This is a genomic window from Alteromonas sp. 009811495, from assembly GCF_028865455.1.
Lineage (GTDB): Bacteria > Pseudomonadota > Gammaproteobacteria > Enterobacterales > Alteromonadaceae > Alteromonas.
Genome location: NZ_CP113972.1, coordinates 1,953,099 through 1,978,367, shown reverse-complemented (window position 1 = coordinate 1,978,367; position 25,269 = coordinate 1,953,099). Strand labels below are relative to the sequence as shown.

The following is a 25,269-nucleotide window of genomic DNA, read 5'->3' as shown; positions in this document are numbered from 1 at the left end:
GCGTAATGGTTGTGCAGCAATTGTTAATAAAAAGGAAATAAGATATGAATCTGAAACTCAAAGCCGCATTGCTCGTTGTGCCGCTCACACTCACAGGCTGTTGGCTAGATGACGATGATGATGACGCCCCAGCCCCCCAACCCATGCCCGATCCAACGTTTGCTAATGTAAGAGTGATCCACAGTGCATCAGATGCTCCATTGGTCAATATTACTGCCAACGATGCCATTTTGAACGGGTTAGAGAATGTTGACTATCAAGTGGCTTCATCACGCTTTGAGGTTGCTACGGGTACATACGATATAGGCGTTACCGCCGTTTTACCCGGTGATGACGCTGAGGTGCTCCAAGCTGATGTTACGCTAGAAGAAGATATCAATTATGACATTTTTGCTGTTGGAAACGTCAGCGACGAGACACTGGCCTTTTTAACGGTAACAAGTGCTGAAACACCGGTAGAAGCAGGTAATGCACAAGTACAAATTGTTCACGCTGCATCAATGGCTCCCACCGTCGACATTTATGTTACTGCTCCTGGCACTGATTTAAGTGCAGAACAACCACTTGTTACCGCATCGTTTACTGATTTCACTGACCTACTGCAAGTTCCAGCAGGCGACTATCAGGTTCGTATAACACCGGCAGGTGAAACAACTGTAGTTTATGACTCTGGCACGGTTAATCTTGCTGATGGTGCCGATTTACTCATCGCTGCAACCAATAACGTAGGTACAGGCGATTCCCCAGTGACTCTGCTTGCCGCCGATGGAACAGAAAGTTTCAAAATTTGGGACTCAAGCGCCACCTCAGATGTGCGGGTAGTACACGGTATAAGTGATGCACCAGCAGTTGATGTTATCGCAAATAACGAAGTTCTACTCGTAGACGGCATACAGTTTCCTCGCACGACTGACTATGTTTCTGTCGCGCCTGGCGACTATGTTATCGACGTAGTCGCAGACGCTGACAATAGTATTGTGGCCATTGATGATGCGCCGTTGTCACTTGAGATTGGCATGAGATATACCGCTATTGCGAATAACACATTAGCAATGCCAGAACTTGACGTGCTTGTAGATATGCCTCGCGCCATTGCGACTGAAGCGAAAGTGCGTATTGTTCACGCTTCGCCAAGTGCAGGCAACGTGGATATTTATGTTACCGCAGACGGTGAAATAGATGCTGTCGATCCAGCGTTTAGCGATATTCCCTACTCGACAGACGATTTAGCGGAGACAGGTTATGTTAGCCTAGCCGAAGGTGACTATGTCGTTACTGTGACGCCTACAGGCACTAAAACAGCGGCAATTGAAACTGGCGTGCTTTCGCTAGAGAACGGTGGTGTGTATACCGCAATTGCACTAGACGGTGCAATGGACGGTGATTTACCTCAACTAGCATTGCTAGACGACCTAGCACCACCCCCTCCGCCGTTTAACGCCGATATGACATATAATGTATCGCTAAGTGGTTCTCAAGAAGTACCAGCGGTTACTACAATGTCGTCGGCCTCGGCTGTGGTTGAGATTGATGAAGACCTGCCAGCGTTTAGCGTAAGTGTTGATGTATCAGGTTTAACTGACGTGACAGGCGTACATGTTCACGATGGCGGCATTGGAATGAATGGTCCAGTAGCATTTCCATTAACAGACGCCGGTGATGGTACGTACGTATTGGCTGAAACGACAATTTCACCGAGCAATCTGGCTGCGTTAACCAACGGCGAGTGGTATTTAAACGTGCATACAGACGCTAACCCTAGTGGCGAAGTGAGAAGTCAAATTGTTGCTGACACAACCGCGGTTGTTACCTTCCCATTAAGTGGCAATCAGTCTGTACCCGCGGTAGATACAATGGCGTCGGGATCCGGTTATGCCTTGTTTGATACGACCGATAATTCAGTGTCACTGGTTGCGGTAACAACGCTAGAAAATGCAACCATGGCTCACATCCACAGTGGATTCGCAGGCGAAACTGGTGGCGTAGTAGTGACCCTTGTTGAAAGTGATGAAACAGCAGGTGTATGGATGACTGACGGCAGTGTCAGTTTAGATATGGCAACTGCTACGCAATTATTGTCGGGCGGTCACTATGTTAACGTGCATACAGAAGCCAACCCTAGTGGTGAGATCCGCGGTCAAATAACGCCAGATAATATTCAGGTGTATGGCATTACCGCGACTGGGGCTCAAGAAGTTCCAGCAGTGACAACTGATGCAACTGGTAGCGGTGCGTTTACACTAAATACCACGACAGGCGCACTTTCAGGCTCAGTAACAATTGCAGGAATGACTGCCACCATGGCGCATATTCACGAAGGTGAAGCTGGCGTAAACGGCGGTGTTGTAATCGCACTCACTGAGGGAATGGATGGCATGTGGTCTGTACCTGCCGACACAACACTTACTGAAGCACAAATGACAACAATGGAAGCCGGTGGCTATTACACTAACTTTCATTCAGCAGCGTTCACAAGCGGAGAGATCCGCGGCCAAGTGACACTAGGTTTCGAGTAACTTGCTCTCAAATTAGTCACAAAGCAACAAAAAGGGGCATACGCCCCTTTTTTTTGTTTTTTACAATGTGGCTAACGCTTTATCAAAGTCGGCAATTAAATCAGCGGTATCTTCAATGCCCACAGAAAGTCGCAGCATTGAATCAGAAATCCCCATTTTTTGACGTTCCTGTGCCGTGTTCTCAAAATAGATCGTTGGTGCTACCGGCAATGCCAGAGTGCGATTATCCCCTAAGTGGGTTGCACAAATTACAAGCTCCATCTGATTAAGAAATGCAACGGGGTCGGCTCCTTCCACTAAGTCAAAACTTAGAATAGCGCCATACCCATTGTTCAAGTGCTCTCGGGCAGTAAAGTGCTGTGGATGATCGGCTAAGCCAGGATAAAACACTTTAGCGACTTTTGCGTGGTTGTCTAAGAATGTTGCTAACTGCATTGCATTGTACTGACTACGCGCCATACGCAGTTCGAGGGTTTCCATTCCCAGTGCTATCGCGCTGGCCGATTGCGGCGCAAGCGTTGCCCCAAGGTCACGAAGCCCTTTTTTCTTAATCTGCGTCAGCCCCCATTGAGAGACATCGTCAACCTGATAAGCCGGCTTTATATTGCTAAATTGTTGCCAATCAAACACGCCAGTATCAATAACGGCACCGCCTAACACATTACCGTGGCCTGCGATATATTTGGTTAACGAGCAAAAAATCAGCGATGCTTTAACCTCTTTTGCATAAAACAGCGGCGGTGGTGTCATGGTGTTATCCACCATAAACAGAATACCTTTCTCTTCACAGAACTGACCAATACCACGTAAATCCGCAACTTGGGTGACTGGGTTAGCAACTGTTTCGGTGTAAACGCCTTTAGTATTGGGCTGATAAGCCGCTTTTACGTATTCAATATCAGTAACATCAGTAAACGTAACCTGTACACCAAAGTCCTGAATCGTTTCAAAGAAGCTACGGGTATTACCGAACAAGTATTGACTGACAATTAAGTGATCGCCTGACTTTACCAGTGCAAAAAGCGCACTGCTAATAGCGGCCATCCCCGTTGCAAAACACAGCGCCCCTACTCCACCTTCAAGGTCGTTGAGCATATTTTGTAGTGCCGCGACAGAAGGCGAAGATGAACGGGAATATACGTGTGCGGCACGTTTGCCTTGAAACGCATCGATAATGCCCTGTGCGTCTTTAAATTCAAACAACACTGAGTTTGAAGTACTGGTATGAACACCACCGTGCTCTGGTGCGTTTAACATGCGATCAGCATGAACCTGACGGGTTGTAAATCCCTGTTTTGTCACGTGTTAAGCTCCGAATATGATGAAAGCGACTTGGATTATCACGACTTTACTAGCGCCAATTATCTCTGCGATAGCATTGGCCTACGACCGTGTTATGCAATTTTTTGGATATTTTGCGCAAACAGTATCATAAAACGCATAAATAGTTTGCATTTGTTCATCTATGTTAGTCACTTTCTGAATAATCGGTCCCAGTACAATGGCCTTTTTAGCATAGTCGATACCAATAACTTGAATGGGGATTTCAGCCTCACGCGCAATATGCATAAACCCCGTTTTCCAAGGAAATATCGGACTACGTGTACCCTCTGGTGCCAACGCAAGAATAAGATCATCAGCTTGCTTAATTTGAGTTGCGATAACACTAACCACACCATGAGCCTTACTGCGCTCGATGGGAATTCCCCCCAATCGGCGAACGACAGCTCCAAGTGGCGGCTTGAAAATTGTGTGCTTACCAAAAAAGTTTAAGTTTAACCTAAATGAAAAAACCACAAATAAGCCAATGAAAAAGTCCCAATTAGACGTATGTGGTGCCACGGCAATAATAGCTTTTCGTTCATTGATAAACTCACCTTCTACAACCCATCCCCGCTTAGTAAGTAGCCATGTTGCAAATCGCGATAGCCATCGCGGCCATTTGCGAGACACTAATTCACCAATATTAACCTGTGATAAAGGGCGACGATGTGACTGTGTTTGTGAACCCGTATTCATTATTGTTATTCTCTTACTGCTGCCCTGCATAATCGATGTACCAATATTTTTCGATTATGCGGAGAAAGGTGCGGCGAATGATGCGGCACAAGATGACGTGTTTATCCTCGATCATAATTGATGTTTCTTCATTGTAAACATTTAGTTAACATTTTAGCGCTTGTATGCGTATTTTCAGTAGTGAGACCTTTATGTGTATCTTGTTTATCGCTAATAAAATGCGACGGGACTTCCCACTTATCATCGCGGCAAATCGCGATGAGTTTTACGCTCGACCTACTGCCCCCTCTGAATTTTGGAATTCACATCCCACGGTGCTCGCTGGTCGAGATTTGGAAGCAGGAGGAACATGGATGGGCGTTACGCGTAACGGGATAATTTCTGCATTAACGAATGTACGAGAGCCGCACAACCTCAAGCAAAATGCGATATCTAGAGGAGAGCTCGTTGCTAACTGGCTTTCATTGAACGCAAGTACATCAAAAAATAAAGTGGAAAACGATAGCCAGCATTACCTTAGCCGGATACGTGAAAACAGGCACCACTACAACGGCTACAATTTGCTGTTTGGAAATATTAATAAATTGCGTGTTTACAATAATGTGAACGACACCACGCACACTATTGAAAAAGGCGTGTATGGGCTTTCAAATGCAGATATCGCCACCCCCTGGCCAAAAGTAACTCAAGGTGTAACAGCACTTAACCACTACGTGAACAATGCAAGACTTATAGACCATGAATCATTGTTTGAATTGTTAGCGCAAGATAACAAAGCTGAAGACGACGCATTGCCCGATACCGGTATTGGTTACGAATGGGAAAAAGCACTATCGTCGATTTTTATTCACACGCCCAACTACGGTACGCGCACATCCACTTTACTGTTAGTCGATTTGAACAATCAAATAACCTGGGTGGAGAGACGCTTCGACGAACACGGTAAAGCACAGGAAACACGTGCTTTCACATTGTAAGTTATCAAGGCTTACTCCTCTGTACACTTAGAGACTAAATCAATTAGCGCGTGTTATAACCGATAATTGATGCGAACAAGTCAATACACTTTAATGGCCCACAGTTGAAATAAATTGTTCGTTTACAGCTTTACACCTAGCTAAATTGAAATATTTTCAACCAATAGGGGTCGTTTTTTCTACCATCGGTGGCATAATGCCTGCCTGCTATTATTTGCATACCAACGTGAGGACATATCGTGTTTGAAGTATTACCCCATCTCGCCCCAGATCCAATTCTTGGCCTGTCAGCTGCTTATCGCGAAGATACCAACCCAAATAAAATCGATTTAGGTGTTGGCGTATATAAAGATGAGCAAGGTAATACCCCTATTCTTTCAAGTGTTGCGAAAGCACAGAAGGTGCTTCTAGACACAGAGAAAAGCAAAACCTACATTACGCCACAAGGCAACCAAGGTTTTATCGACGGCATGTTGTCTTTGTTGTTAGGTAAAGGCAGCCCTGCTTTATTATCTGATCGCGTAGCAGCGGTTCAAGCGCCAGGTGGTTGTGGCGCACTGCGTATTTTGTCTGAACTACTTGCGCGCTGTAATGAAAACGCAAAGGTATGGGTAAGCGACCCGACTTGGGCTAACCACATCCCGCTTATCGGTTCGGCCGGTCTTCAGATTGAGACCTATCCGTACTTCGACAAAGCGTCGGCCAGCATTCGCTTTGATGCCATGATGGACACCCTTCGCAATGTTGAAAAAGGCGACATCGTATTGCTTCACGGTTGTTGCCACAACCCAACGGGTGCAGATTTGACTAATGCGCAGTGGGATGAAGTGTTGGCGGTTGCTAAAGAACGTGAGTTCCTGCCATTCATTGACGTTGCTTATCTAGGCTTTGGTGAAGGTTTGGACGAAGATGCTTATGGCATGCGTTTATTGGTAGAAAACCTGCCAGAAGTTATTGTGGCAGCATCATGCTCTAAAAACTTTGGTCTTTACCGTGAACGAGTTGGCCTAGCGGCAATTATCACTGCCGATACCGCAACCCGTAAAATCGCGCAAGGACAAATTCAGTCAATTGCCCGCGGCATTTACTCAATGCCACCTAGCTACGGCGGCGCACTCGTTGACATTATCCTATCAGATGAAGCACTTAATAATGAGTGGGTTTCAGAAGTAAATGAAATGCGCGACCGTATGAAGTCTCTACGCGCAATGCTTGTGCAAAACCTTCATGATAACGGCTCACCAAAGGACTTCAGTTTTGTGAATGATCAAAAGGGTATGTTCTCATTCTTGTGTATTACCCCTGAACAAGTTCGTGAAGTTCGTGAAAAACACAGTGTTTATTTTGTTGACTCAAGCCGCGTAAATATTGCAGGTATTAACCAAGAAAACGTTGAAACCTTAGCAAAGGCACTTGTTTCAGTACTATAACGCTTCCGGTTTATGCTAAAAGCCATCACCTTTGACGCGTGATGGCTTTTTAATTGGACCACCAAGGCCAATGTGCTTACCTGTCTATTTCTTAATTTCTTTTGCTTCAACTTGTCATAAAGCCGTTTAGTTAACTACGCTTATTAGATTCGTAAAAATCTTATATACGTAAGCCTATGCGCAAACTTACTGCTTTGCCCGTCCAAGCACTCTTGTGCTGCGCTTTCACTCCATTTTGTTATGCTGATGTGTCTATCACCACCACGCTGGTATCAGACTATTTATTTAATGGTTTGTCTCAAACTAACGACGAAGCCACGTTACAAGGCTCTTTAGATTGGTGGAATGATTCGGGTTGGTATGCGGGAAGTTTTGCATCGGGTGTTGATTATGGTCAAGGTACCGATTACGAAGTTGATTTTTATGCCGGTCATACAGGAAACGTAAATGAAAGCTTGGTGTACGATGTAGGCGTTGCCCGCTATCTATACTTAGGTGGTGATGAGAGCAGTGAATTTAACTATACCGAGTTCTATGCTGCTCTCAATTATAATGAAACTCGCGTTCAAGTTTGGTACACCGATGACTATTTTGGTGTTGGTGCTCGGCATTACATTGTCGCGCTTTCTCAAGGCTATCAAATCAACGATAGTGTTTATTTAACGTTTCAGATAGATCGCTCCACAAGCTTGGATCCCGACATATACAGTTGGGACACTAATGATGACGACTATATTCACATAAAGGCCGAAGCGGCTTTTGAGTTATTCGGTTTGGCCTGCAGTTTAGGCTTAGAAAAAACCGACTTAGATTATGATGACGATGTCAAACTACTCGCTACAGTTGGATATACGTTTACGTTTTAAATCAACACCACATTCACATCTATACGTTAGTACGGGGTAGCCCATGTTTTTTGAAGGGAAAAGTTTATCGCTAAAATTGCTTCTAGTTGTCGGCGCACTCTTTGTCATTATGTCTACCTGCTACATTGCCGTGAGCATTTATTCACTCAATAAAACTGAATCGGTAATTGTTAATGAAGTCAGTGACGAAGTCTCTGCTCAAATTGAAGATACTGTTCGCTCTAGAGCAAATACTATTGCCGCACAAATAGGAAATCTGTTTGAAAAGTCATTTTCGGTTCCGAAGGGAATTGCTACACAGATAAAAAGTAATATTGAAGGCGATATTCAAGCACCACTTACACGTGAACAGGTAGAATCGATGGTTGGAAATGCACTTGCAGCGGCCGATGTATCGTCGCTATATGCACAGTTTGAAGACAATCAATTTGATGGTCGCGACAGTCAATTTACCAGTGGTTATTCTCATTCGGTGGATGGACGAGGCACATTTGAGGTGTACTTTGTGAAAGAAGACAGTGGTGCCATTTCACAGGAGCCTATTGAGGATGCCGAAGAAAAACATGACACTACGCTAGACGAATATGGCTTCAGAGCAGCTGAATGGTACCTCTGTTCAGCAGATTCGTTAAAACCCTGCGCCTCTAACCCTTATAACTATGAAATACGACCCGGCTATAGCGAATTGATGACAAGTTTAGCCGTGCCTGTTGTGGCACAAGGAAGGTTTAGAGGCGTGGTGGGCGCAGATTTAAACCTACCGATACTTCAGCAACTTGCCAGTAACCTTAAGGCATCGTTATATGGTGGCAACGCTAAAGTATACATCGTTAGCCATAAAGGCTTCTTAGCGGCGGCAACGGACCATGAAGATAGTTTAGCTAAGCCATTTAGTAGTGTGTTTGATAAAAGCAAAGCGTTGTTAGATACATCAGGGAAAGATGTCACTACGAACATAGGCAACTTTTTGTATGTCGTACAACCCATTATTATAGAAAGCGCCGGTGTTAGTTGGGAGTTAGTGGTAGGCATTAACGTTGATACCGCTATGCAGCCCGTGACGAATGTATCAGAGATGATTTCAGATGAAATCACCAGCATTTTATCTAACACCTTTATCATTGCTGTTGTACTTACCATTGCAGCCCTTGTGCTGATTCAGCTTTTTACACGAAGCATTATTCGTCCTGTGGAAATGGTGTCGGATCGCATGACAGAACTTGCCGGTCAAGGTGGAGATTTAACGCAGTCTATTAACGTCCACTCTCACGCCGAGCTAATCAACTTAAGCAATGGATTTAATCAGTTCAGGGAGACCGTTAGAGAGTTATTAGACGCTGCTAAAAAGGCAGGCATACAAGTTATTGACCAAAGCGAAATCAGTAAAGAGAATGCCCAAAAAGCACACCAGCAAATTTCTATTCAACAAGCTGAAGTTGAAACTATTGTAACGGCGATTACAGAGATGTCCTCTACCGCCCAAGAAGTCGCCAATACAGCATCTTCTGCTGCTGATAATACAAACGCAGCAACGCAATCAGTGAAAGATACAGAGGCAGAAGTATCAATTGCGTCACAGCAAGCTTCACAATTATCCAGTGAAATTAGCGGAGCGTCAGATGCGGTAAAAGCGGTATCTCAACGAAGTGAAAACATTAGAAAAATACTTGATGTCATTGGCTCAATAGCAGAACAAACAAACTTGTTAGCGCTTAATGCGGCCATTGAAGCAGCACGAGCTGGTGATCACGGGAGAGGCTTTAGTGTCGTCGCCGATGAAGTACGCGCCCTCGCGTCAAAAACCGCAGAATCGGTAGGTGAGATTTCTCAGGTGATCACCGCCCTTCAAAATGAAGTGTCACATACCGTAGACATTATTGAGCGAGGTACGCAAAAAGCCGAAGACGCCGCTTCTCGAGCTAATGCGGCATTTGAAAAAATGAAAGAAACCGTGAAGCAAATTGAAGAAATTAATCATCGAATAATCCAAATTGCAGCAGCGGCTGAAGAGCAAAGTCAAGTATCGGAAGAATTGAATAAAAATATGGTTGTGATCGGTGACTCTACTAAAGAAATTGCGTCGCTCTCGCAAATGTCAGAGGCTAGCGCCGAAAATATCTACGAGTCGTCACATAAATTAATAGAGCAACTGAATAAGTTGAAGACAAGCTAACACATAAAGCCACGTGAGTAATACTAATGGCTTCACTTAAGTGTGAAGCCTGCTAGAAGAGCAATTTAATAGGAATCTGGATTAAATACACCGTTGTAACGACGCTTGTCATCTCGCTTCCAAAACTCTATAGCTGGGACTTGGCTTTCCCACACATCAGTTGCATTCCACGTATATTCATTCTTGTATCGCAAGTGGAAGAACTCTAAGTCGTAATGGCTTTCGTTTCTGCACTCTTTAAAGAAAAGATTGGATTTTTTAGAAATTATAAATTCAGCTTGGCTTAAAAACTGAATTTGTCTGCGCGTGATGATTTTGCATATTGGTTCATCAACATCAACGGGATATAAAGACGACACAATCGCTTTTTCTATTTGCCCTGATTCTTGTTGGATAACATACAATCCAGAGCCTAGCGGAAAACGGCCGACCATCTTTAAAAACGCATTTACATGCTCTGCGCGGTACTGTTTGTCGACTCGCCCCTGATCCAAAATATCGTACGCGCGATAAATTTGCTGATAATCAAAATCTTCTTTTGTCGACAACAAAAACGACGCGTAAGTCATAGGAATACGCAGTAAATCACCTAATTCGTGACGCTCTGCTTTCAGCGACTCCAGCATTTTGAGCATAAAAGCAAGTTGCCTACGTTCATGGGTTACGAACGTGTCTTTATGTTCTTTACTGGTATATTTTATAGTTGGGATACCCACACCTAACTTGAGGTAGTCCGCCGTTTTCTTCTCAATGATAGCCAATAACTTAGTTCGTTCACTTTGACTGAGCTTACGATAGCGATCATCACCTAACACCTGGTTAGCTTCTGGGCTATGCATACCTATCGATTGCAGTAATGCTGCTTTTGCGATGGGCTTTAATACGTTTTCGCGATAGGCCATTTTGATGTCGGCAGGCATTGGCTTAAATGTATGATTACTTACATCATCACTTATCCCTTTATCTACCATCAAACTAAAACGCTCACCTTGTGGAAATAGTTTGTTGAGTTCTTCTTTTAAAAACGGCGTTTCAAATTTGGATTTAAGGCGCAACTCTTCAAACAACGCTATGGTTAACGCCGTAATATAAATCGGCTTGTAACGTTCATTTCTGATATGGCGTACTTTTTCTTTCGGCGACGGCGTTGAAAGTGCAATGGTACCTAAAAATTGGCTAAATGTTCTTTCACCATTAAGTAGGTTAAGCATGTAATCAGTAAGGTGATCAAGGTGTTCATAACGCTTGTTACTTTGCACGCGTAGTTTGTCTTCTAACGCGCGCAGTTCATTATCGCTATTTGTTTGCTGTGCAACCAAACGCGCCATATAACGCTGCGCCGAAGGTTGACCTTTTATCGACGGGTACTTCCCTTTTTCCTTGCGATAGTTTTCTATGTACTCAATTTGATCTTGGTAAGTATTTACCTTGTGCTTGAGTACGGTGAGTCGCCGATAATCCTGAGGGTACTCTTCAAAAAAGACTTCTGCATCCCTCACGAGCTCGCGATAACTTTGTCGATACTCTGATATTTTGCGTGAAATATCACTCACCATAGTGGGAATTTGAGACAGTTTGTCCTCCGCCCACGACGGCTTGTTATTTTTTGATTTGCTATCAATCAGCATCTATATTCACACTTATGATTCAGTGATCGTTTTCGTCACTCGTTATTATTATTGCCAGTCTACGGCGTATAGTTTCACGATTAGCGCAGCACGTGAACCGCCCAAATTAGACTAAAGTCCTACATATTTCAGAATAAACACAATATTGGAACTATTCAATAGGTTAGGTGAATACACTACTTTTCGCTAGTGACATGCGATAAGCCTATTACTCACACACCTGGTTCGCTACTTAGTTTGCGCTCTTAAACCTTGCGTGAGTAACCTATCTAATGCATTAGCGAAGTTTTGTTTATCGCGCTGAGAAAAGGCTTTAGGCCCCCCTGTGTGTTCACCACTTGATCGCATAGTATCCATAAAATCTCGCATAGTCAGCGCTGCGCGTATCGAAGACTTATCGTATTCATCACCGCGTGTATTAAGCGCCATTGCGCTTTTTGAGAGGACGTCTGCTGCAAGTGGAATATCGGAGGTAATCACTAAATCTCCAGCTTGACATTTTTCTACAATGAAATCGTCAGCTGCATCAAAGCCTGAGGGCACCAACGTTAAAGTAATATGCTTGTCTGGTGGGACAGACATAGCGTGATTAGCCACCAAAGACAAAGGCAGACCGGTACGTCGGGCTGCCTTAAATAGGATCTCTTTGATAACTGCAGGGCACGCGTCAGCGTCTACCCATATATGCATAGTAGTATCTCTTTAGCGAACAATTACGCTAGCATACCACCATCAACAACCACTGTCGTGCCTGTGGTGTAGCTAGATGCATCGCTTACTAAATATAATACAGTACCCGCCATTTCATCGGGGTCAGCAACACGGCCAAGCGGAATGACTTTAAGTGCATGCTTAAGGATCTGTTCATTAGTAGTTAGCGCAGAAGCAAACTTAGTGTCGGTTAAACCTGGCAGCAATGCGTTAACGCGAATGTTTAGTTTACCGCATTCCTTAGCAAATGATTTTGTCATGCTAATAACGGCTGCTTTCGTGATCGAGTAGATGCCCTGCATGTCGCCAGGGGTTACACCATTTACAGACGCCGTATTAAGAATGACGCCACCGCCCTGCTCTTTCATCATTTTGCCGGCTTCAATGGACATAAAGAAGTAACCACGAATATTTACATCAACGGTCTTATTATACGCGCCAAGGTCGGTATCAAGGATGTGACCAAAAAAGGGATTTGCTGCGGCATTATTCACTAGAATATCGAGCTTGCCGAAATCACGTTTAATTGTATCGAATGTGTCTGTAATTTGCTCCATTTCACCTACATGGCAAGCAAGAGCTGTAGCTTTACCACCCGCATCACGAATAGATGACGCTACAGCCTCGCAACCGTCTATTTTACGACTGGATACGATCACGTGCGCACCATATTGTGCTAATAAGCGCGCAATTGATTCGCCGATCCCACGGCTTGCCCCAGTAACCAACGCCACTTTTCCTGTTAAATCGAAGAGATCTTTCATTATAGAGTCCTTGTAATCTTTGTATTTAAGGTAGTTAGTTTGACCAACATTGTCGCACGTCTGTTAGGCGAGCATGCCGCCATCTAACACTACCGATTGACCAGTCATAAACGATGATTCATCGCTGCAAAGCCAGGCGATGGCGTTAGCGATTTCCTCTGGCTTACCTAACCGTTTCATTGGGTTAGCGCCGACTAAACCTTTTTGTCCACGCTCGTCGAGTTTGGCAAGAACGCCTTGAACCATAGGCGTATCGACAAAACTTGGACAAACAGCATTAACGCGAATATTGGCGCGTGCGTATTCGACTGCGGCAGATTTAGTTAGGCCGATAACGCCGTGTTTTGATGCGCTGTACGCGCTAATCATAGGCGCAGATCGTAAACCTGCTACAGAGGCAATATTTATAATGTGTCCACCACCCTTTGCCGTCATGTGGTTAAGTGCATTTTTCATGCAATACCATACACCTGTTAAGTTAACCTGTATGTTTTTCATAAACATAGCATCATCAACTTCGGTTAAGGGCGCGGGGAAATGGTCGATACCTGCGTTATTAATGATAACGTCGAGTTTTTCAGCCTGTGAAAGCGCTGCGTTAAACATTGCTTTCACTTGCTCAGGGTCAGTAACATCGACCGCGACCGAGTACGCATTGCCGCCCGATGCTTTAATCGATGACACCAACGATATTGCGTTGTCTTCATTGAGATCGGCAACACCCACCAAGGCGCCTCTTGCGGCAAGTACTTTTGCAGAGGCTGCGCCAATTCCTGAGCCACCACCTGTAATAAGAATATGCTTGCCTTCAACGTTTGCTGCAACGTTCATATAGTTTGCTCCGCTTCTGGTGCTTGTTTGGCGTAATCCACCTTACAAACCTTATTTATTAGTTATTGTTGTCTTGTGAGTTGTGACCGCAGTGCGTATTAACCGCACCGCGACGTTAGCTGTACCCACCTTTCGCTCAGCTGCCTAGTCTAAAAGTAACTGGCTTTTACGTTGTTACAGGTCGCGTCACTTGACGACAATACTTCGATATCACGAGACACCAGCGGTAGTTCCCAATTCACAAAATATTCCGCCGCGGCGAGTTTTCCTTCATAAAAATCGACATCTTGTTCACCGGCGCCTTTAACAAGAGACTGTTCTGCAACATTTGCTTGGCGAAGCCAAATCCAGCTCACGACACAAGCCGAAAATACGTTTAGGAAACAGCTTGCATTGGTGAGCAGTACCGACTGTTTGTCTGAGCGCAAATCACCCGCGGCTTGTTGGATTAATGCACCCAGTTTATCTAGATAAGGTTTTAACTTTGCAGATAGCGCTTGTGCTCGAGGTGTCTCAGCGCGTTTCATGTCTGACGTTACCCGAGATAACAATACTTGTAATCCTTTCCCCTCGTGCTGCCATAGCTTTCTGCCCAGTAAATCGAGCGCCTGTATGCCATTGGTACCTTCGTGAATTGGATTTAAACGATTGTCACGCCAACACTGTTCTACTGGGTATTCACGGGTATACCCTGCTCCACCGAGGATCTGAATCGCCAAATCATTTGCCTTTGGCCCAAATTCTGACGGCCACGCTTTAAATACCGGGGTAAGTAAATCAAGTAATTGTGATAGCTCCGTGCGCTTGTCTGAATCAGTCTCTGTTTCAAGCTCATCAATAAGCATGCTGCCATAAAGGCATAATGACATACCGCCTTCACAATAGGCTTTTTGCGCAAGTAACATGCGACGTACATCACCATGATTAATAATTGGCGTAGGATCATCCTCTGGCGCCAGATTCGGAGCTGCTCGACCTTGTGTTCTATCTTTTGCATATTCCAATGAATAGCGATAACCGCGATAGCCTATCATTGCCGCACCATAGCCCACACCTATCCGCGCTTCATTCATCATCATGAACATATAGCGTAAGCCTTGATGGGGCTCACCAATAAGATAACCGTGACAGTCTCCATTCTCACCAAAGGTTAGCGCCGTAGACGTGGTGCCTCGATAGCCCATCTTGTGAATAAGACCCGCTAGGGTTACATCGTTGCGCGTCTGTGGATTGCCGTCGCTGTCTAATCTAAATTTCGGTACAGCAAACAGCGAAATGCCCTTAACGCCAGCCGGGCCACCAGGTATTTTGGCTAGCACCAGATGCACGATGTTATCTGACAACTCATGCTCACCACCTGATATATAAATTTTGCTACCTTTTATACGGTAAGTACCATCGTCTTGGGGTTTAGCAGAAGTACGAATGTCGGCTAGCGACGACCCTGCATGAGGCTCTGTTAATGCCATAGTACCGGTAAATTCACCAGCTAACATTTTTGCAAGAAATGCTTCTTTTATGTCACTTGAAGCGAAGTGCTTAATAACGTTAGCCGCAGCAGCGGTTAAAAATGGATAAGCTGTTGTAGAAGGGTTTGCAGCAAGAAAATATCCCGCACAGGCATTCATCACGGTCACTGGCAATTGCATACCACCGTCTTCGAAATCGAAATGGCCAGCAATGAAACCTGATTCTCGATACGTATCAAACGCTATTTTAACGTCATCAATCATAGAAACCTTATGACCATCAAACGTAGGCTCGTCCTTATCGGCCACTGCGTTATGTGGCAAAAATAACTCTTCTGCCATTTTCTCAGCCATATCGATAACGGCATTGAAGGTTTCTACGTTGTGTTCTTCGAAACGTGATTTGTCACAAAGCGAAGCCGTATTGAGTACTTCGTACAATTGAAACTGCATTTCACGACGGGGAATAAGTTGATCTGCCATGGTGTCCTCCACGAAAACTTGTTAACACATTGTGTCACATTCGTTACCATGCCATCATTGTCATTAATGACACAATTATGGTGATTAACGCCAACTATCACTACACCTTATTATTTGCAATAAAATAAATTATTTTTATGAATAAAACGCCCCACACTGTCACCGTCTTAGGATTTAACCACGCACTAGCCTCTGCCATTACTGGCGCACTAGATGTGTTCGCTTTTGCTGGAGTCAGTTGGCAGCGTATACATCAGTTACCTACTACACCGAAATTTCACGTGCAATTGGCCAGTGCCCATGGACAACCGTTCCAATGCTCCAATCAAATTACGCTAAATCCCAACATTGCTATAGAAGATGTGTCTCAAACGGATATTTTGCTTATACCCACAATTGGAGGCGACATAGACACTGCATTGCGTGATATTCAACCGCAGCTTGTGCACATTAAGCGCTTACAAAAAATGGGAGCAGATATTGCGGCTAATTGCACAGGCACATTTATACTAGCGGAAACGGGATTATTGCAGGGGAAGGTAGCCACTACTCACTGGGGCTATGCTGACAAGTTCAAACAACACTATCCAGACGTACTATTGCGGCCCGACAAAATGGTGACTGAACACGACAATATTTATTGCGCTGGTGGTGGGATGGCGTGGATTGATTTATCCATTTTGCTTATTGAACGATATTGTGGACATCAAGTTGCAACCGATACGGCCAAATCTCATGTACTTGATGTTTCGAGGACGAGTCAAACCATATATGCCAGTAGCCGCCAACGTCACTTTCACTCAGACAAGGATATCAGTGCGGTTCAGTCGTTCTTAGAAGGTCATTTACACGTTAAGTTATCGCTTGAAGATGTTGCCAACAAACACAACATGACCGAGCGCACCCTACTTCGCCGTTTCAAAAATGCATGTGATACAACGCCATGGCAATATCTTCAAAGCTTGCGCATTGAACATGCGCGAAAACTCTTAGAAACCACCAATATGCAACTTGAAAAAATAGTTAATGCCGTTGGATATGAGGATATGAGTTCATTTACTCGGCTTTTCAAAAAAATTACTGGCTTATCACCGTCACAATACCGAGCAAAATTCAAACGCTTGTGATAGATATCTTGCACTAAAAACGCTCAAAGTGGTTCAATTGGTCAGTTTATGGGCAACCTCTAGCCCGCAAAAAATAAAGCGTTCAAACGATCGACGCACATTTTGCACAAAAATGGGGTTTTTATAGGAAAGTTTGTGTAAAATGCAACGCCAAGCATGAAGTAATATTTTTTATGCCTAAAACACTACAAAAGTATAATGTTACAAAACATCTTGGTGGAAACATGAGAACACATAAAATCGCCACGCTAGCACTGGCTGTTAGTGCTGCGTTCAGCTCATCAGTTCTTGCACAAGAGGCCGAAACGACACAAAAAAAAGAAGCCTCACTTGAACAAATTACCGTAACTGCACAAAAGCGTACGCAATCAATTCAAGAAGTACCTATTTCTGTTGCAACACTTAGCGGTGAAAAATTCGAAAGCCTTTTCTCAGGCGGTGAAGACATTCTTGCCCTAGCCGTTCGTGTACCGGGCCTATACGCTGAGTCATCAAACGGTCGTGTCGCACCACGTTTTTATATCCGTGGTCTAGGCAACACTGACTTTGACCTAGCGGCATCTCAGCCGGTTTCTATTATCATGGATGAAGTGGTAATGGAAAACGTGGTACTCAAAAGCTTCCCACTTTTTGACGTTCAGCAAGTAGAAGTACTTCGCGGTCCTCAAGGCACGCTTTTCGGTCGTAACACAACAGCGGGTATTATCAAGTTTGATACCGTTAAGCCTACTCAAGATGTAGAAGGTTACGGAAAAGTTGGTTTCGGTTCATTCGGCACAATGAACATTGAAGGCGCAATCAGCGGCGGTTTAACAGACAATTTGTCAGCGCGTCTTTCTGTACTTTCACAAGAGCGCGATGATTACATCGACAACGCTTTCACAGGTGAAAACGATGCAATTGGTGGCTACGATGAAAAAGCCTACCGTCTTCAACTACTTTGGGAACCTTCAGCGGACTTCTCTGCCCTTCTAAATGTTCACGGACGTGATCTAGAAGGTACAGCATCTATTTTCCGTGCTAACGTTTTCGATAAAGGTAGCAACGACCTTAACGCTAACTACGATCGTGAGACCGTATATTACGATGGCGACCTAACGGGTGACGGCATCGACAACAACCCGCAAGAGTACGACGGTTTTGGTACATCACTAAAACTTGAATACGATATGGACACAGTGACGTTCACGTCAATCTCTGCGCTTGAAACCGCAGAAGGCTCTAGCCTTGGTGATATAGATGGCGGTTTCAACCGTGCAGATGGAACATCTGGCCCAGGCTTTATTCCTTTTTCAGCGGTAACACAAGATCGTCTTAACGACCTTGAGCAATATACTCAAGAATTCCGTCTTGCAAGCAACACCCGTGATGCAATGAACTGGCAAGTGGGCGCGTTCTATTATGACGCATCATTCAACGTAACCAGTATCGATGGCTTCTTCGGCGCAACTACGGTATTCCACGATAACCAAACGTGGGCCGTGTTTGGTCAAAGCTCATACCAAGTAAATGACAAGCTAAACGTAACTGGTGGTATCCGCTATACACACGACTCTAAGAGTCTTGTAGTTGGTGATCAGAACGTAAACGGCTTTGCATTGGTTATTGGTGCTGCAAGCGTTCAAGACTACGACGATATCGACGTTGACGACGGTCAAACTAGCTTCGAACTTAGCGCAAACTACCGTGTAACAGACGATATGTCAGTATTTGCACGCTATGCAAATGGTTTCCGCGCTCAAACGATCCAAGGTCGTGACGTAGCATTTGAAGGTGCTCCTTCTGTTGCTGATGCTGAAACAATCAACTCGTTTGAAGTGGGTATTAAGTCTGATTTACTTGATGACACTTTACGCTTAAACGCTGCTGCATTCTTCTACACTGTAGACGACATGCAATTCTCAGCAATTGGTGGCGGCAATAACTTCACTGCGTTAGTAAATGCTGATAAAGGCGAAGCGTATGGTTTTGAAGTTGACGCTCAGTGGCTAGCAACTGATGAGTTAACTTTCACAGCAGGTTACAGCTACAACCACACAGAAATCAAAGATGATTCATTGACAGTATCACCTTGTGGAACTAACGCTGGTTCAGGCTTTACAGGTAACTGTACTGTAACTGATCCGCGCCCAGATGGTTTTGTTGCATCAATTGATGGCAACCCTTTCCCACAAGCGCCTGAGTCAATCTTTAATTTCACCGCGCGTTATGCAATTCCAATGGGTGATGATGGCGAGTTCTTCGTATTCACCGACTGGGCATTCCAGGGCGAAACTAACATCTTCCTATATGAAGCTGTTGAGTTTACTACCGATGATAACTTCGAAGGTGGTTTACGCATTGGTTATGAAAACTTTGCACACAACTACACTGTTGCTCTATTCGGTCGTAACATTACAGACGAAGACAACGTTAAAGGTGCTATCGACTTTAACAACCTAACCGGCATCGTTAACGAGCCTCGTGTTTGGGGTGTAGAGTTCAAATACACTTACTTCTAAAAAGTAATCACAATTCAATGTAGCTGTTGGCTACATTGGCTTGCATAGAAAGCGGTGGTGTTTTTAAACACTACCGCTTTTTTTATGCGGCTAATTGAATATGCTCTGCATGTTTTTGTACAAGTTGCTGAAGCTTTCGGCATACCTTTACCCAGCGGCTTACTTTTTGGTAATACACTTGCTCGATAAGCGCACCTTTCTCGTCAAACAAAAAACTTGCTAATTTGCCCTTGTTGCCCGGCATATAAAAATGGTGAACGGTAAAATTGCGCGAAAGTGGCGCACTCACTACTTTTTGGTACATACAAAAAGGTAACGTATTGGCACGTTCGTCACCGCCTGTAAGTCGCGCTCGTCTTTGAAACGTGTCGTAGCCAAGGTCAGCCATAATACCGTGCTTGGATATAAGCTGATCTACCGCTTTTATTCCTGTTTGCATAATGCCTGCTCCAAAATCAATTAGACTCAAAATAAACCATACTGATATTTATACAGTATATGACCATTTGTACAAATTGCAAACAAAAAAAGCCGCTCAATAGAGCGGCTTTTAAATTACGGCACCGTAGTGTTAATTAGCTTGGGCTGTTTACCTGAGTATCATTCGCTAGTTGCGTATGTTTTCTGCCTTTAAACACATTTTTGATGTCATTCAAAATGAGATAAAGCGCAGGTACAAGTAGTAGTGTAATGATAGTGGCAAACAGAATACCGAACGCCAATGAAATCGCCATCGGTATTACTATCTGTGCTTGTAAGCTTCGCTCAAATACAATTGGCATCAAACCCATAAAGGTTGTTAATGACGTTAAAATAATTGCTCTAAAACGCTGAGTACCAGCACTGATTGCTGCATCCATTAACGAAAGGCCTTCTTTTCTGGCTCTGTTAACGAAATCAACCATGATCAAACTGTCGTTTACAACAACACCTGACAACGCGATGATACCGCAAATCGACAATACACTGACCGCCATTCCCAGCACTAAGTGACCAATAATTGCGCCCACAATACCAAATGGGATCACCGACATTATAATGAAAGGTTGGCTGTATGATTTAAGCGGAATCGCGAGCAATGTGTAGATGGCAAATAGTGCAAACAACAAGCCCTGCATCAAACTAAACATCGCATCGGCTTGCTCTTTGGAATTTCCTTGTAGCTGAAATTCTACACGCGGGTAACGATCTAGCAAATCTGGCATCACATTTTCGATAACATCATTAGTGATTTCTGAAGGATCCATCAATGCTTTGTCTACTACACCGGTTACCGTAACAGAGCGCTTTCCATCAACACGAATGATTGAGTCAAAACCCTGACCCACGGTGAAGGTAGCAACCTGTTCAAACGGTATCTCTTGACCACCTGGCGCACGGATACGCATATTTTCTAAATGTTCAATTGAGCTACGTTCATTCTTTGGATAACGCACCATCACTTTGATTTCTTCGTCATCACGCTGAATACGCTGAACTTCAGCCCCGTAGAAACCAAAACGCACTTGTTGTCCTAACTGCTGCAGCGTTATACCCAACGCATCGGCCTGAGGTTTAAGCGCCAATAGAATCTCTTCACTGCCCCCAGAAAAAGTATCGTTTATATCTGTGACGCCTTCATAAGCATTTAGCTTGTCTTTCAATTCATCACTGATTGCCCGCAGCGCTTTGATATCGCTTGAGCTAAATTCAAAACTCAAGTCTGCACCACCACCAGGGCCACCCGGCGAACTGATATTAAGTACTTTTACGCCAGGAATTTCAGGTAACTCTTCACGCCACATCTCTTGAATTTCAAAGTCAGTAAGTGTGCGGGTTTCGCCCTTCGTTAATTCGGCAAAAATTTCGCCACCTAAGTTGCCATTATCGTAAGCAACGGCGTGTTTAATAACATTTTCACCCGTATCTTTAGCAACTTTATCGTCCATTCGATGCATCGCCGCTCTAAGCGTATTCAATACGTCGTCTCGTTGTTCCAAAGATGAACCAGGTTCAAGCTCAAAGCTCGCTATCATAAAGTCACTAGGGATACTGGGGAAAAATACAAAGCGCACTATACCGCCGCCAAACATGCCAACGGTAAGAATTAGCGTTGCCATGAACACCGACACTGTGGTGTAGCGATTACGAACGGCTTTCGCTAAAAATGGGGCATATTTGTTATGTATAAAAGTTTTGATCCCTTCACTAAAGAAGTCTCTGAAGCGCTGAAATGCATTAGCTTTTTCGGGATCATAAGGCTTAAGTTTCATGTGCACTAAGTGAGCCGGCAAAATAAGTTTAGACTCAATAAGCGAGAATATAAGGCACACAATAACCACCATGCCAATGGTTTTCCAAATGATACCAAATGGGCCAGATACCATTAACATGGGCGAGAAAGCAGCAATGGTAGTCAATACGCCGAAGGTGGCCGGCATTGCAACCTTTTTTACGCCTGCAATAACGTTATCAGTGCTATGCCCTTTTTTGTCTATTTCAGAATAGGCTGACTCTCCCATAATGATGGCGTCATCAACCACAATCCCTAATACAAGGATAAATGCAAACAGGCTCAGCATATTGATAGAAACGCCAACCATATCCAATGGCATTACTAGCAAAGTGCCTAAGAAACAAACCGGTAGACCTACAATTACCCAAAACGCCAGTTTAATTTTCAAAAATAATGACAATACGAGGAATACCAATAGCGCACCAAAGAACATGTTTTCAAGCATCATGTTTAAGCGGTCTGCCAGATAAAATGAGCTATCGCCCCACGTGTCTGCGGTAATGTGTGCAGGGAATTCTGCTTTTTTAGTGTCGACGTAATTGTTAACCTGCTCAGATATTTCCAATGCGTTTTGGTCACCAACTGCTCTTACTCGAAGGCTAACAGCAGGCTTATCGTCAAACATTGCGTATTGGTTGTTCTCGATAAAACCGTCATTGATGTAGGCAACGTCACCTAACGTAACGCGAGTACCATTGGCATTGGTCACCAACACTATTTGAGAGAAATCCCAACCGGTGTACGCCTGCCCTTTGGTTCTAAGTAATATATCGCCATTTTCGGTGCGAATCGAACCACCAGGTAAGTCGATACTTGTTTGACTTAAACGAGCTACCACATCAGCAAACGTTAAGTTGTACTTCTGTAAATCAACCTCAGAGAGCTCGACAGAGATTTCATAGTCGCGGGCACCTACAACTTGCACACTCGAGATACCGGGCAAATTAGCGATATCATCTCGCAAATCTTTTGCAAATTCTTTTAATTCACGCTCAGACGCATCACCGTAAACCGACAACCAAATTACGTCCTGTTGAATTTTCTGGCGATAAATAACCGGCTTTTCCGTGTCAGCAGGAAAACGAGGAATAGCGTCTACTTGTACTTTCACTTCATCAAGAAGCGACTGCACATCGTAGTCCTCTTCCACTTGAATACTCACCGTTCCCATGCCTTCTACCGCAGTGGAATTGAGCTGTTTAATACCTTCTAAGTCCTTAACCGCTTCCTCAATTTTTAGCAGAACGCCCTCTTCTACCTCTTGAGGAGCAGCACCAAGGTAAGGTACACGTACATTGATAACGTTAATTTCGAAGTTTGGAAAAACCTGTTTTTGAATATTTGCCGCGCCAAACAAACCGCCAACAATTAAAAGCCACATCAGCAAGTTTGCCGCCACATTGTTGCGTGCAAACCATGCGATAAGGCCGCTTTGCGTATCGATGCGACTCATTATTGGCCTCCGCCAGCGGTTGTGGTTTCAATAGCGGTATCATCACTTCCCTTGTCAGATTCAGCTTCGTCTGACAAGACTGGCTCATCACCTGGCAAACGTACTTTCATACCGTTATAAGGGTTTGGAACCGCTGAGGTTACCACTAAAGTACCTTCTGCAATGCCATCGCGAATGAACACTTCTTTTGCCGTAGTTCGCGCTACATCAACGTGTTTAATTTCAATTTCTCTATTGTCATTAACCGTCAGAATTGTGTTGTCTAAACGCAAAATACTGCGAGGTAACACCATAAGGTTTTCGTTTTGGCGCGAGGTTATCTCTGCTTCAACAAATTGACCGAATCGCAATGGCGCTTTATGTGACGCGTTTACATTGTAAGGGTCTTGCACCTCAACAATGGCATAAACAACACGACTTCCTGTATCAAGCACGCCTTCTGAACGCACTAATTTGCCCTGCCACGATTGTTTAGTACCACCTACAGATGCAGTGAGAGACACGGGCGCTCCGTCGCTTGACTGACCCGCAATGTTTACAAACATTAAATCACTGTCGGTAATAGGCAATCTGACTTCAGCGGTATCAGTTGAATACACTGTGCCAATTGGTGAGCCCGTTGCGACAAACTGGCCTAAATCGATACTGCGCTCAACCACAATGCCATTATAAGGTGCAGTAATTTTTGTTCTTTGCAAGTTGCGCTTCGCGCGTTCAAGTTTAGCTTCAGCAGCCTTCACATTGGCTTGTTCTTTCGCCAATTGTGGTTTACGTAAGCCAAGCTCAGGTGGTGCAACACTATTGACCGAGCGCCACTCTTGCTCTGCAACTTTCCCACGTGCGATTTCTTCTTGAAGCGCAGCTTGGGCCTGCGCAAGTTCAGCTTCTGCTAGCTTTAAATCTGTTTTGTAATCGTCTTGCTCTAATGTGGCTAACACATCGCCTTTCTTAAAGGTGCCGCCAGCAATAAAGTTGTCAGAAAGGCTAATCACTTGCCCACTAACTTGCGCACTTAATGAAGTCTTATTGCGCGGTACAACATTGCCCTGCGATTTCACGATAAAGTTTACAGGTTCAGAAGTAGTGGTCTTTGCATCGACAAGAAATGCAGGCACCTCGACCGGCACTTGCTCGGGCGGTTTTCGAGAACTAATCATGATGGCTGCAGCAATAAATGCCAGGATGATAATGCCAAGTGGAATGCCACTTTTCATTAAAACAGAGTTTTTCATTTACTATCCCTAGGAACACTTGCATGGAAAATCAGCATCTTAGGACGCTGATTGAAAGGCTAAAGAGTCGCTACACCACGCCAAGTAAAATTAAATTATTATTGTGTCGTTAATAGTTTACTGATTTTACGAGCCATATGCTCAATTAAGTTTGTTAAATTTTGTGTATTGATTGTGACGTAAACTTCGCTATTGAGTGAGTGTTTTTTATACACATTGTTAATAGGTTGTATACCTTGCTCAATTGGCTGTGGCTAATATAAAAAAATGCCAAAAGATTACAATCGAAGATTGATAAATACGCATTTTTCGATGATTATTTAACCACTCATAGTCTATGAGTTAACCGAAAACTGTTTCACTTAACGTTTTGTAGCGTTGCAGTTTCGGAATTTGAAATTTCGCTACGTTGAAGGGAAAACACATTATGAGTCTTAAGAAACAATATCTTAAATCTAAACCTCTGTGCAAAGTGACGTTTCGACTTGACGCCGAAGCCGCACGGGATGCCAAAGAGGCAGAACTTTGTGGAGACTTTACAGATTGGAAAGCACAGCCGCTTACCATGAAGAAGTTAAAAAGTGGCGATTTTACACTTACTGTCAACCTCGAGACAGATCACGAGTATCAGTTCCGCTATTTGCTTGACGGTGAAAAGTGGGAAAACGATTGGGACGCCGATGCCTACATTCCCTCCCCAGTGAGTGTAGAAGATAACTCGGTTGTTCGCGTTTAACTGACTTTTAAATAATAAATCCATTCCCTACAAAAAAGGCTGCCATCTTGATGAAGGCAGCCTTTCGTCTTTTTGGCT

Annotated in this window: 18 protein-coding genes; 8 read left to right on the top strand and 10 right to left on the bottom strand. The window is 44.1% G+C overall.

From position 1 onward, the window contains the following. The first annotated feature begins 44 nt into the window (after positions 1-44). The gene (locus OZ660_RS08975; protein ID WP_274743262.1) at positions 45-2,516 is read left to right on the top strand and encodes a CHRD domain-containing protein; all 2,472 of its coding nucleotides are present in this window, start codon (positions 45-47) and stop codon (positions 2,514-2,516) included. 60 nt (positions 2,517-2,576) lie between these two features. Here the strand turns inward: OZ660_RS08975 and OZ660_RS08970 are convergent, their stop codons facing one another. Together OZ660_RS08970 and OZ660_RS08965 are read right to left on the bottom strand one after the other, a co-directional pair. Beyond that, positions 2,577-3,818 (bottom strand): cystathionine gamma-synthase family protein, encoded by a 1,242-nt coding sequence (locus OZ660_RS08970; RefSeq protein WP_274743261.1) that lies wholly within the window; start codon positions 3,816-3,818, stop codon positions 2,577-2,579. A gap of 81 nt (positions 3,819-3,899) precedes the next feature. Then, positions 3,900-4,535 (bottom strand): 1-acyl-sn-glycerol-3-phosphate acyltransferase, encoded by a 636-nt coding sequence (locus OZ660_RS08965; RefSeq protein WP_274743260.1) that lies wholly within the window; start codon positions 4,533-4,535, stop codon positions 3,900-3,902. A gap of 191 nt (positions 4,536-4,726) precedes the next feature. Here OZ660_RS08965 and OZ660_RS08960 point away from each other — a divergent pair, with 191 nt between their 5' ends. The 4 genes from OZ660_RS08960 (at position 4,727) to OZ660_RS08945 (ending at position 9,981) form a co-directional block, all read left to right on the top strand. Next, the gene (locus tag OZ660_RS08960; protein ID WP_274743446.1) at positions 4,727-5,512 is read left to right on the top strand and encodes an NRDE family protein; all 786 of its coding nucleotides are present in this window, start codon (positions 4,727-4,729) and stop codon (positions 5,510-5,512) included. Positions 5,513-5,751: 239 nt separating this feature from the next. Further along, positions 5,752-6,942, top strand: a complete 1,191-nt coding sequence (locus OZ660_RS08955; protein ID WP_274743259.1) for an amino acid aminotransferase — start codon at positions 5,752-5,754, stop codon at positions 6,940-6,942. 176 nt (positions 6,943-7,118) lie between these two features. After that, on the top strand, positions 7,119-7,808 hold the full coding sequence (locus OZ660_RS08950) for a TorF family putative porin (protein ID WP_274743258.1): 690 nt from the start codon (positions 7,119-7,121) through the stop codon (positions 7,806-7,808). 43 nt (positions 7,809-7,851) lie between these two features. Next, positions 7,852-9,981: a methyl-accepting chemotaxis protein gene (locus tag OZ660_RS08945; protein WP_274743257.1), complete on the top strand. Its 2,130-nt coding sequence runs from the start codon at positions 7,852-7,854 to the stop codon at positions 9,979-9,981. Between the two features lie 65 nt (positions 9,982-10,046). On the opposite strand, the gene OZ660_RS08940 is transcribed toward OZ660_RS08945, so the two are convergent. The 5 genes from OZ660_RS08940 to OZ660_RS08920 form a co-directional block, all read right to left on the bottom strand. Then, positions 10,047-11,609, bottom strand: coding sequence for a hypothetical protein (locus tag OZ660_RS08940; RefSeq protein ID WP_274743256.1), 1,563 nt, complete (start codon positions 11,607-11,609; stop codon positions 10,047-10,049). Between the two features lie 228 nt (positions 11,610-11,837). Continuing rightward, entirely contained in the window at positions 11,838-12,299 is a 462-nt protein-coding gene (locus OZ660_RS08935) for a YaiI/YqxD family protein (protein ID WP_202265453.1), read from the bottom strand. 23 nt (positions 12,300-12,322) lie between these two features. After that, positions 12,323-13,084 (bottom strand): SDR family oxidoreductase, encoded by a 762-nt coding sequence (locus OZ660_RS08930; RefSeq protein ID WP_202265451.1) that lies wholly within the window; start codon positions 13,082-13,084, stop codon positions 12,323-12,325. A gap of 63 nt (positions 13,085-13,147) precedes the next feature. Further along, on the bottom strand, positions 13,148-13,915 hold the full coding sequence (locus tag OZ660_RS08925) for an SDR family NAD(P)-dependent oxidoreductase (protein ID WP_274743255.1): 768 nt from the start codon (positions 13,913-13,915) through the stop codon (positions 13,148-13,150). A gap of 149 nt (positions 13,916-14,064) precedes the next feature. Then, positions 14,065-15,867 carry an acyl-CoA dehydrogenase gene (locus OZ660_RS08920; protein WP_159624851.1) on the bottom strand — a complete coding sequence of 601 codons (1,803 nt, stop codon included), beginning with the start codon at positions 15,865-15,867 and terminating at the stop codon, positions 14,065-14,067. Between the two features lie 137 nt (positions 15,868-16,004). On the opposite strand from OZ660_RS08920, the gene OZ660_RS08915 reads away from it, so the two are divergent. Next, positions 16,005-16,994: a GlxA family transcriptional regulator gene (locus tag OZ660_RS08915; RefSeq protein WP_274743254.1), complete on the top strand. Its 990-nt coding sequence runs from the start codon at positions 16,005-16,007 to the stop codon at positions 16,992-16,994. A 224-nt stretch (positions 16,995-17,218) separates the two neighbouring features. Beyond that, positions 17,219-19,495: a TonB-dependent receptor gene (locus OZ660_RS08910; RefSeq protein ID WP_202265443.1), complete on the top strand. Its 2,277-nt coding sequence runs from the start codon at positions 17,219-17,221 to the stop codon at positions 19,493-19,495. Between the two features lie 82 nt (positions 19,496-19,577). Here the strand turns inward: OZ660_RS08910 and OZ660_RS08905 are convergent, their stop codons facing one another. From OZ660_RS08905 to OZ660_RS08895, 3 genes are all read right to left on the bottom strand, one after another. Next, positions 19,578-19,934 carry a hypothetical protein gene (locus OZ660_RS08905; RefSeq protein ID WP_226434214.1) on the bottom strand — a complete coding sequence of 119 codons (357 nt, stop codon included), beginning with the start codon at positions 19,932-19,934 and terminating at the stop codon, positions 19,578-19,580. A 136-nt stretch (positions 19,935-20,070) separates the two neighbouring features. Further along, positions 20,071-23,223: an efflux RND transporter permease subunit gene (locus OZ660_RS08900; RefSeq protein ID WP_274743253.1), complete on the bottom strand. Its 3,153-nt coding sequence runs from the start codon at positions 23,221-23,223 to the stop codon at positions 20,071-20,073. Continuing rightward, positions 23,223-24,455, bottom strand: coding sequence for an efflux RND transporter periplasmic adaptor subunit (locus tag OZ660_RS08895; protein WP_274743252.1), 1,233 nt, complete (start codon positions 24,453-24,455; stop codon positions 23,223-23,225). Before OZ660_RS08895 ends, OZ660_RS08900 begins: the two co-directional genes overlap by 1 nt. 427 nt (positions 24,456-24,882) lie before the next feature. On the opposite strand from OZ660_RS08895, the gene OZ660_RS08890 reads away from it, so the two are divergent. Then, positions 24,883-25,191, top strand: coding sequence for an isoamylase early set domain-containing protein (locus OZ660_RS08890; protein WP_159624863.1), 309 nt, complete (start codon positions 24,883-24,885; stop codon positions 25,189-25,191). Positions 25,192-25,269 lie beyond the last annotated feature (78 nt).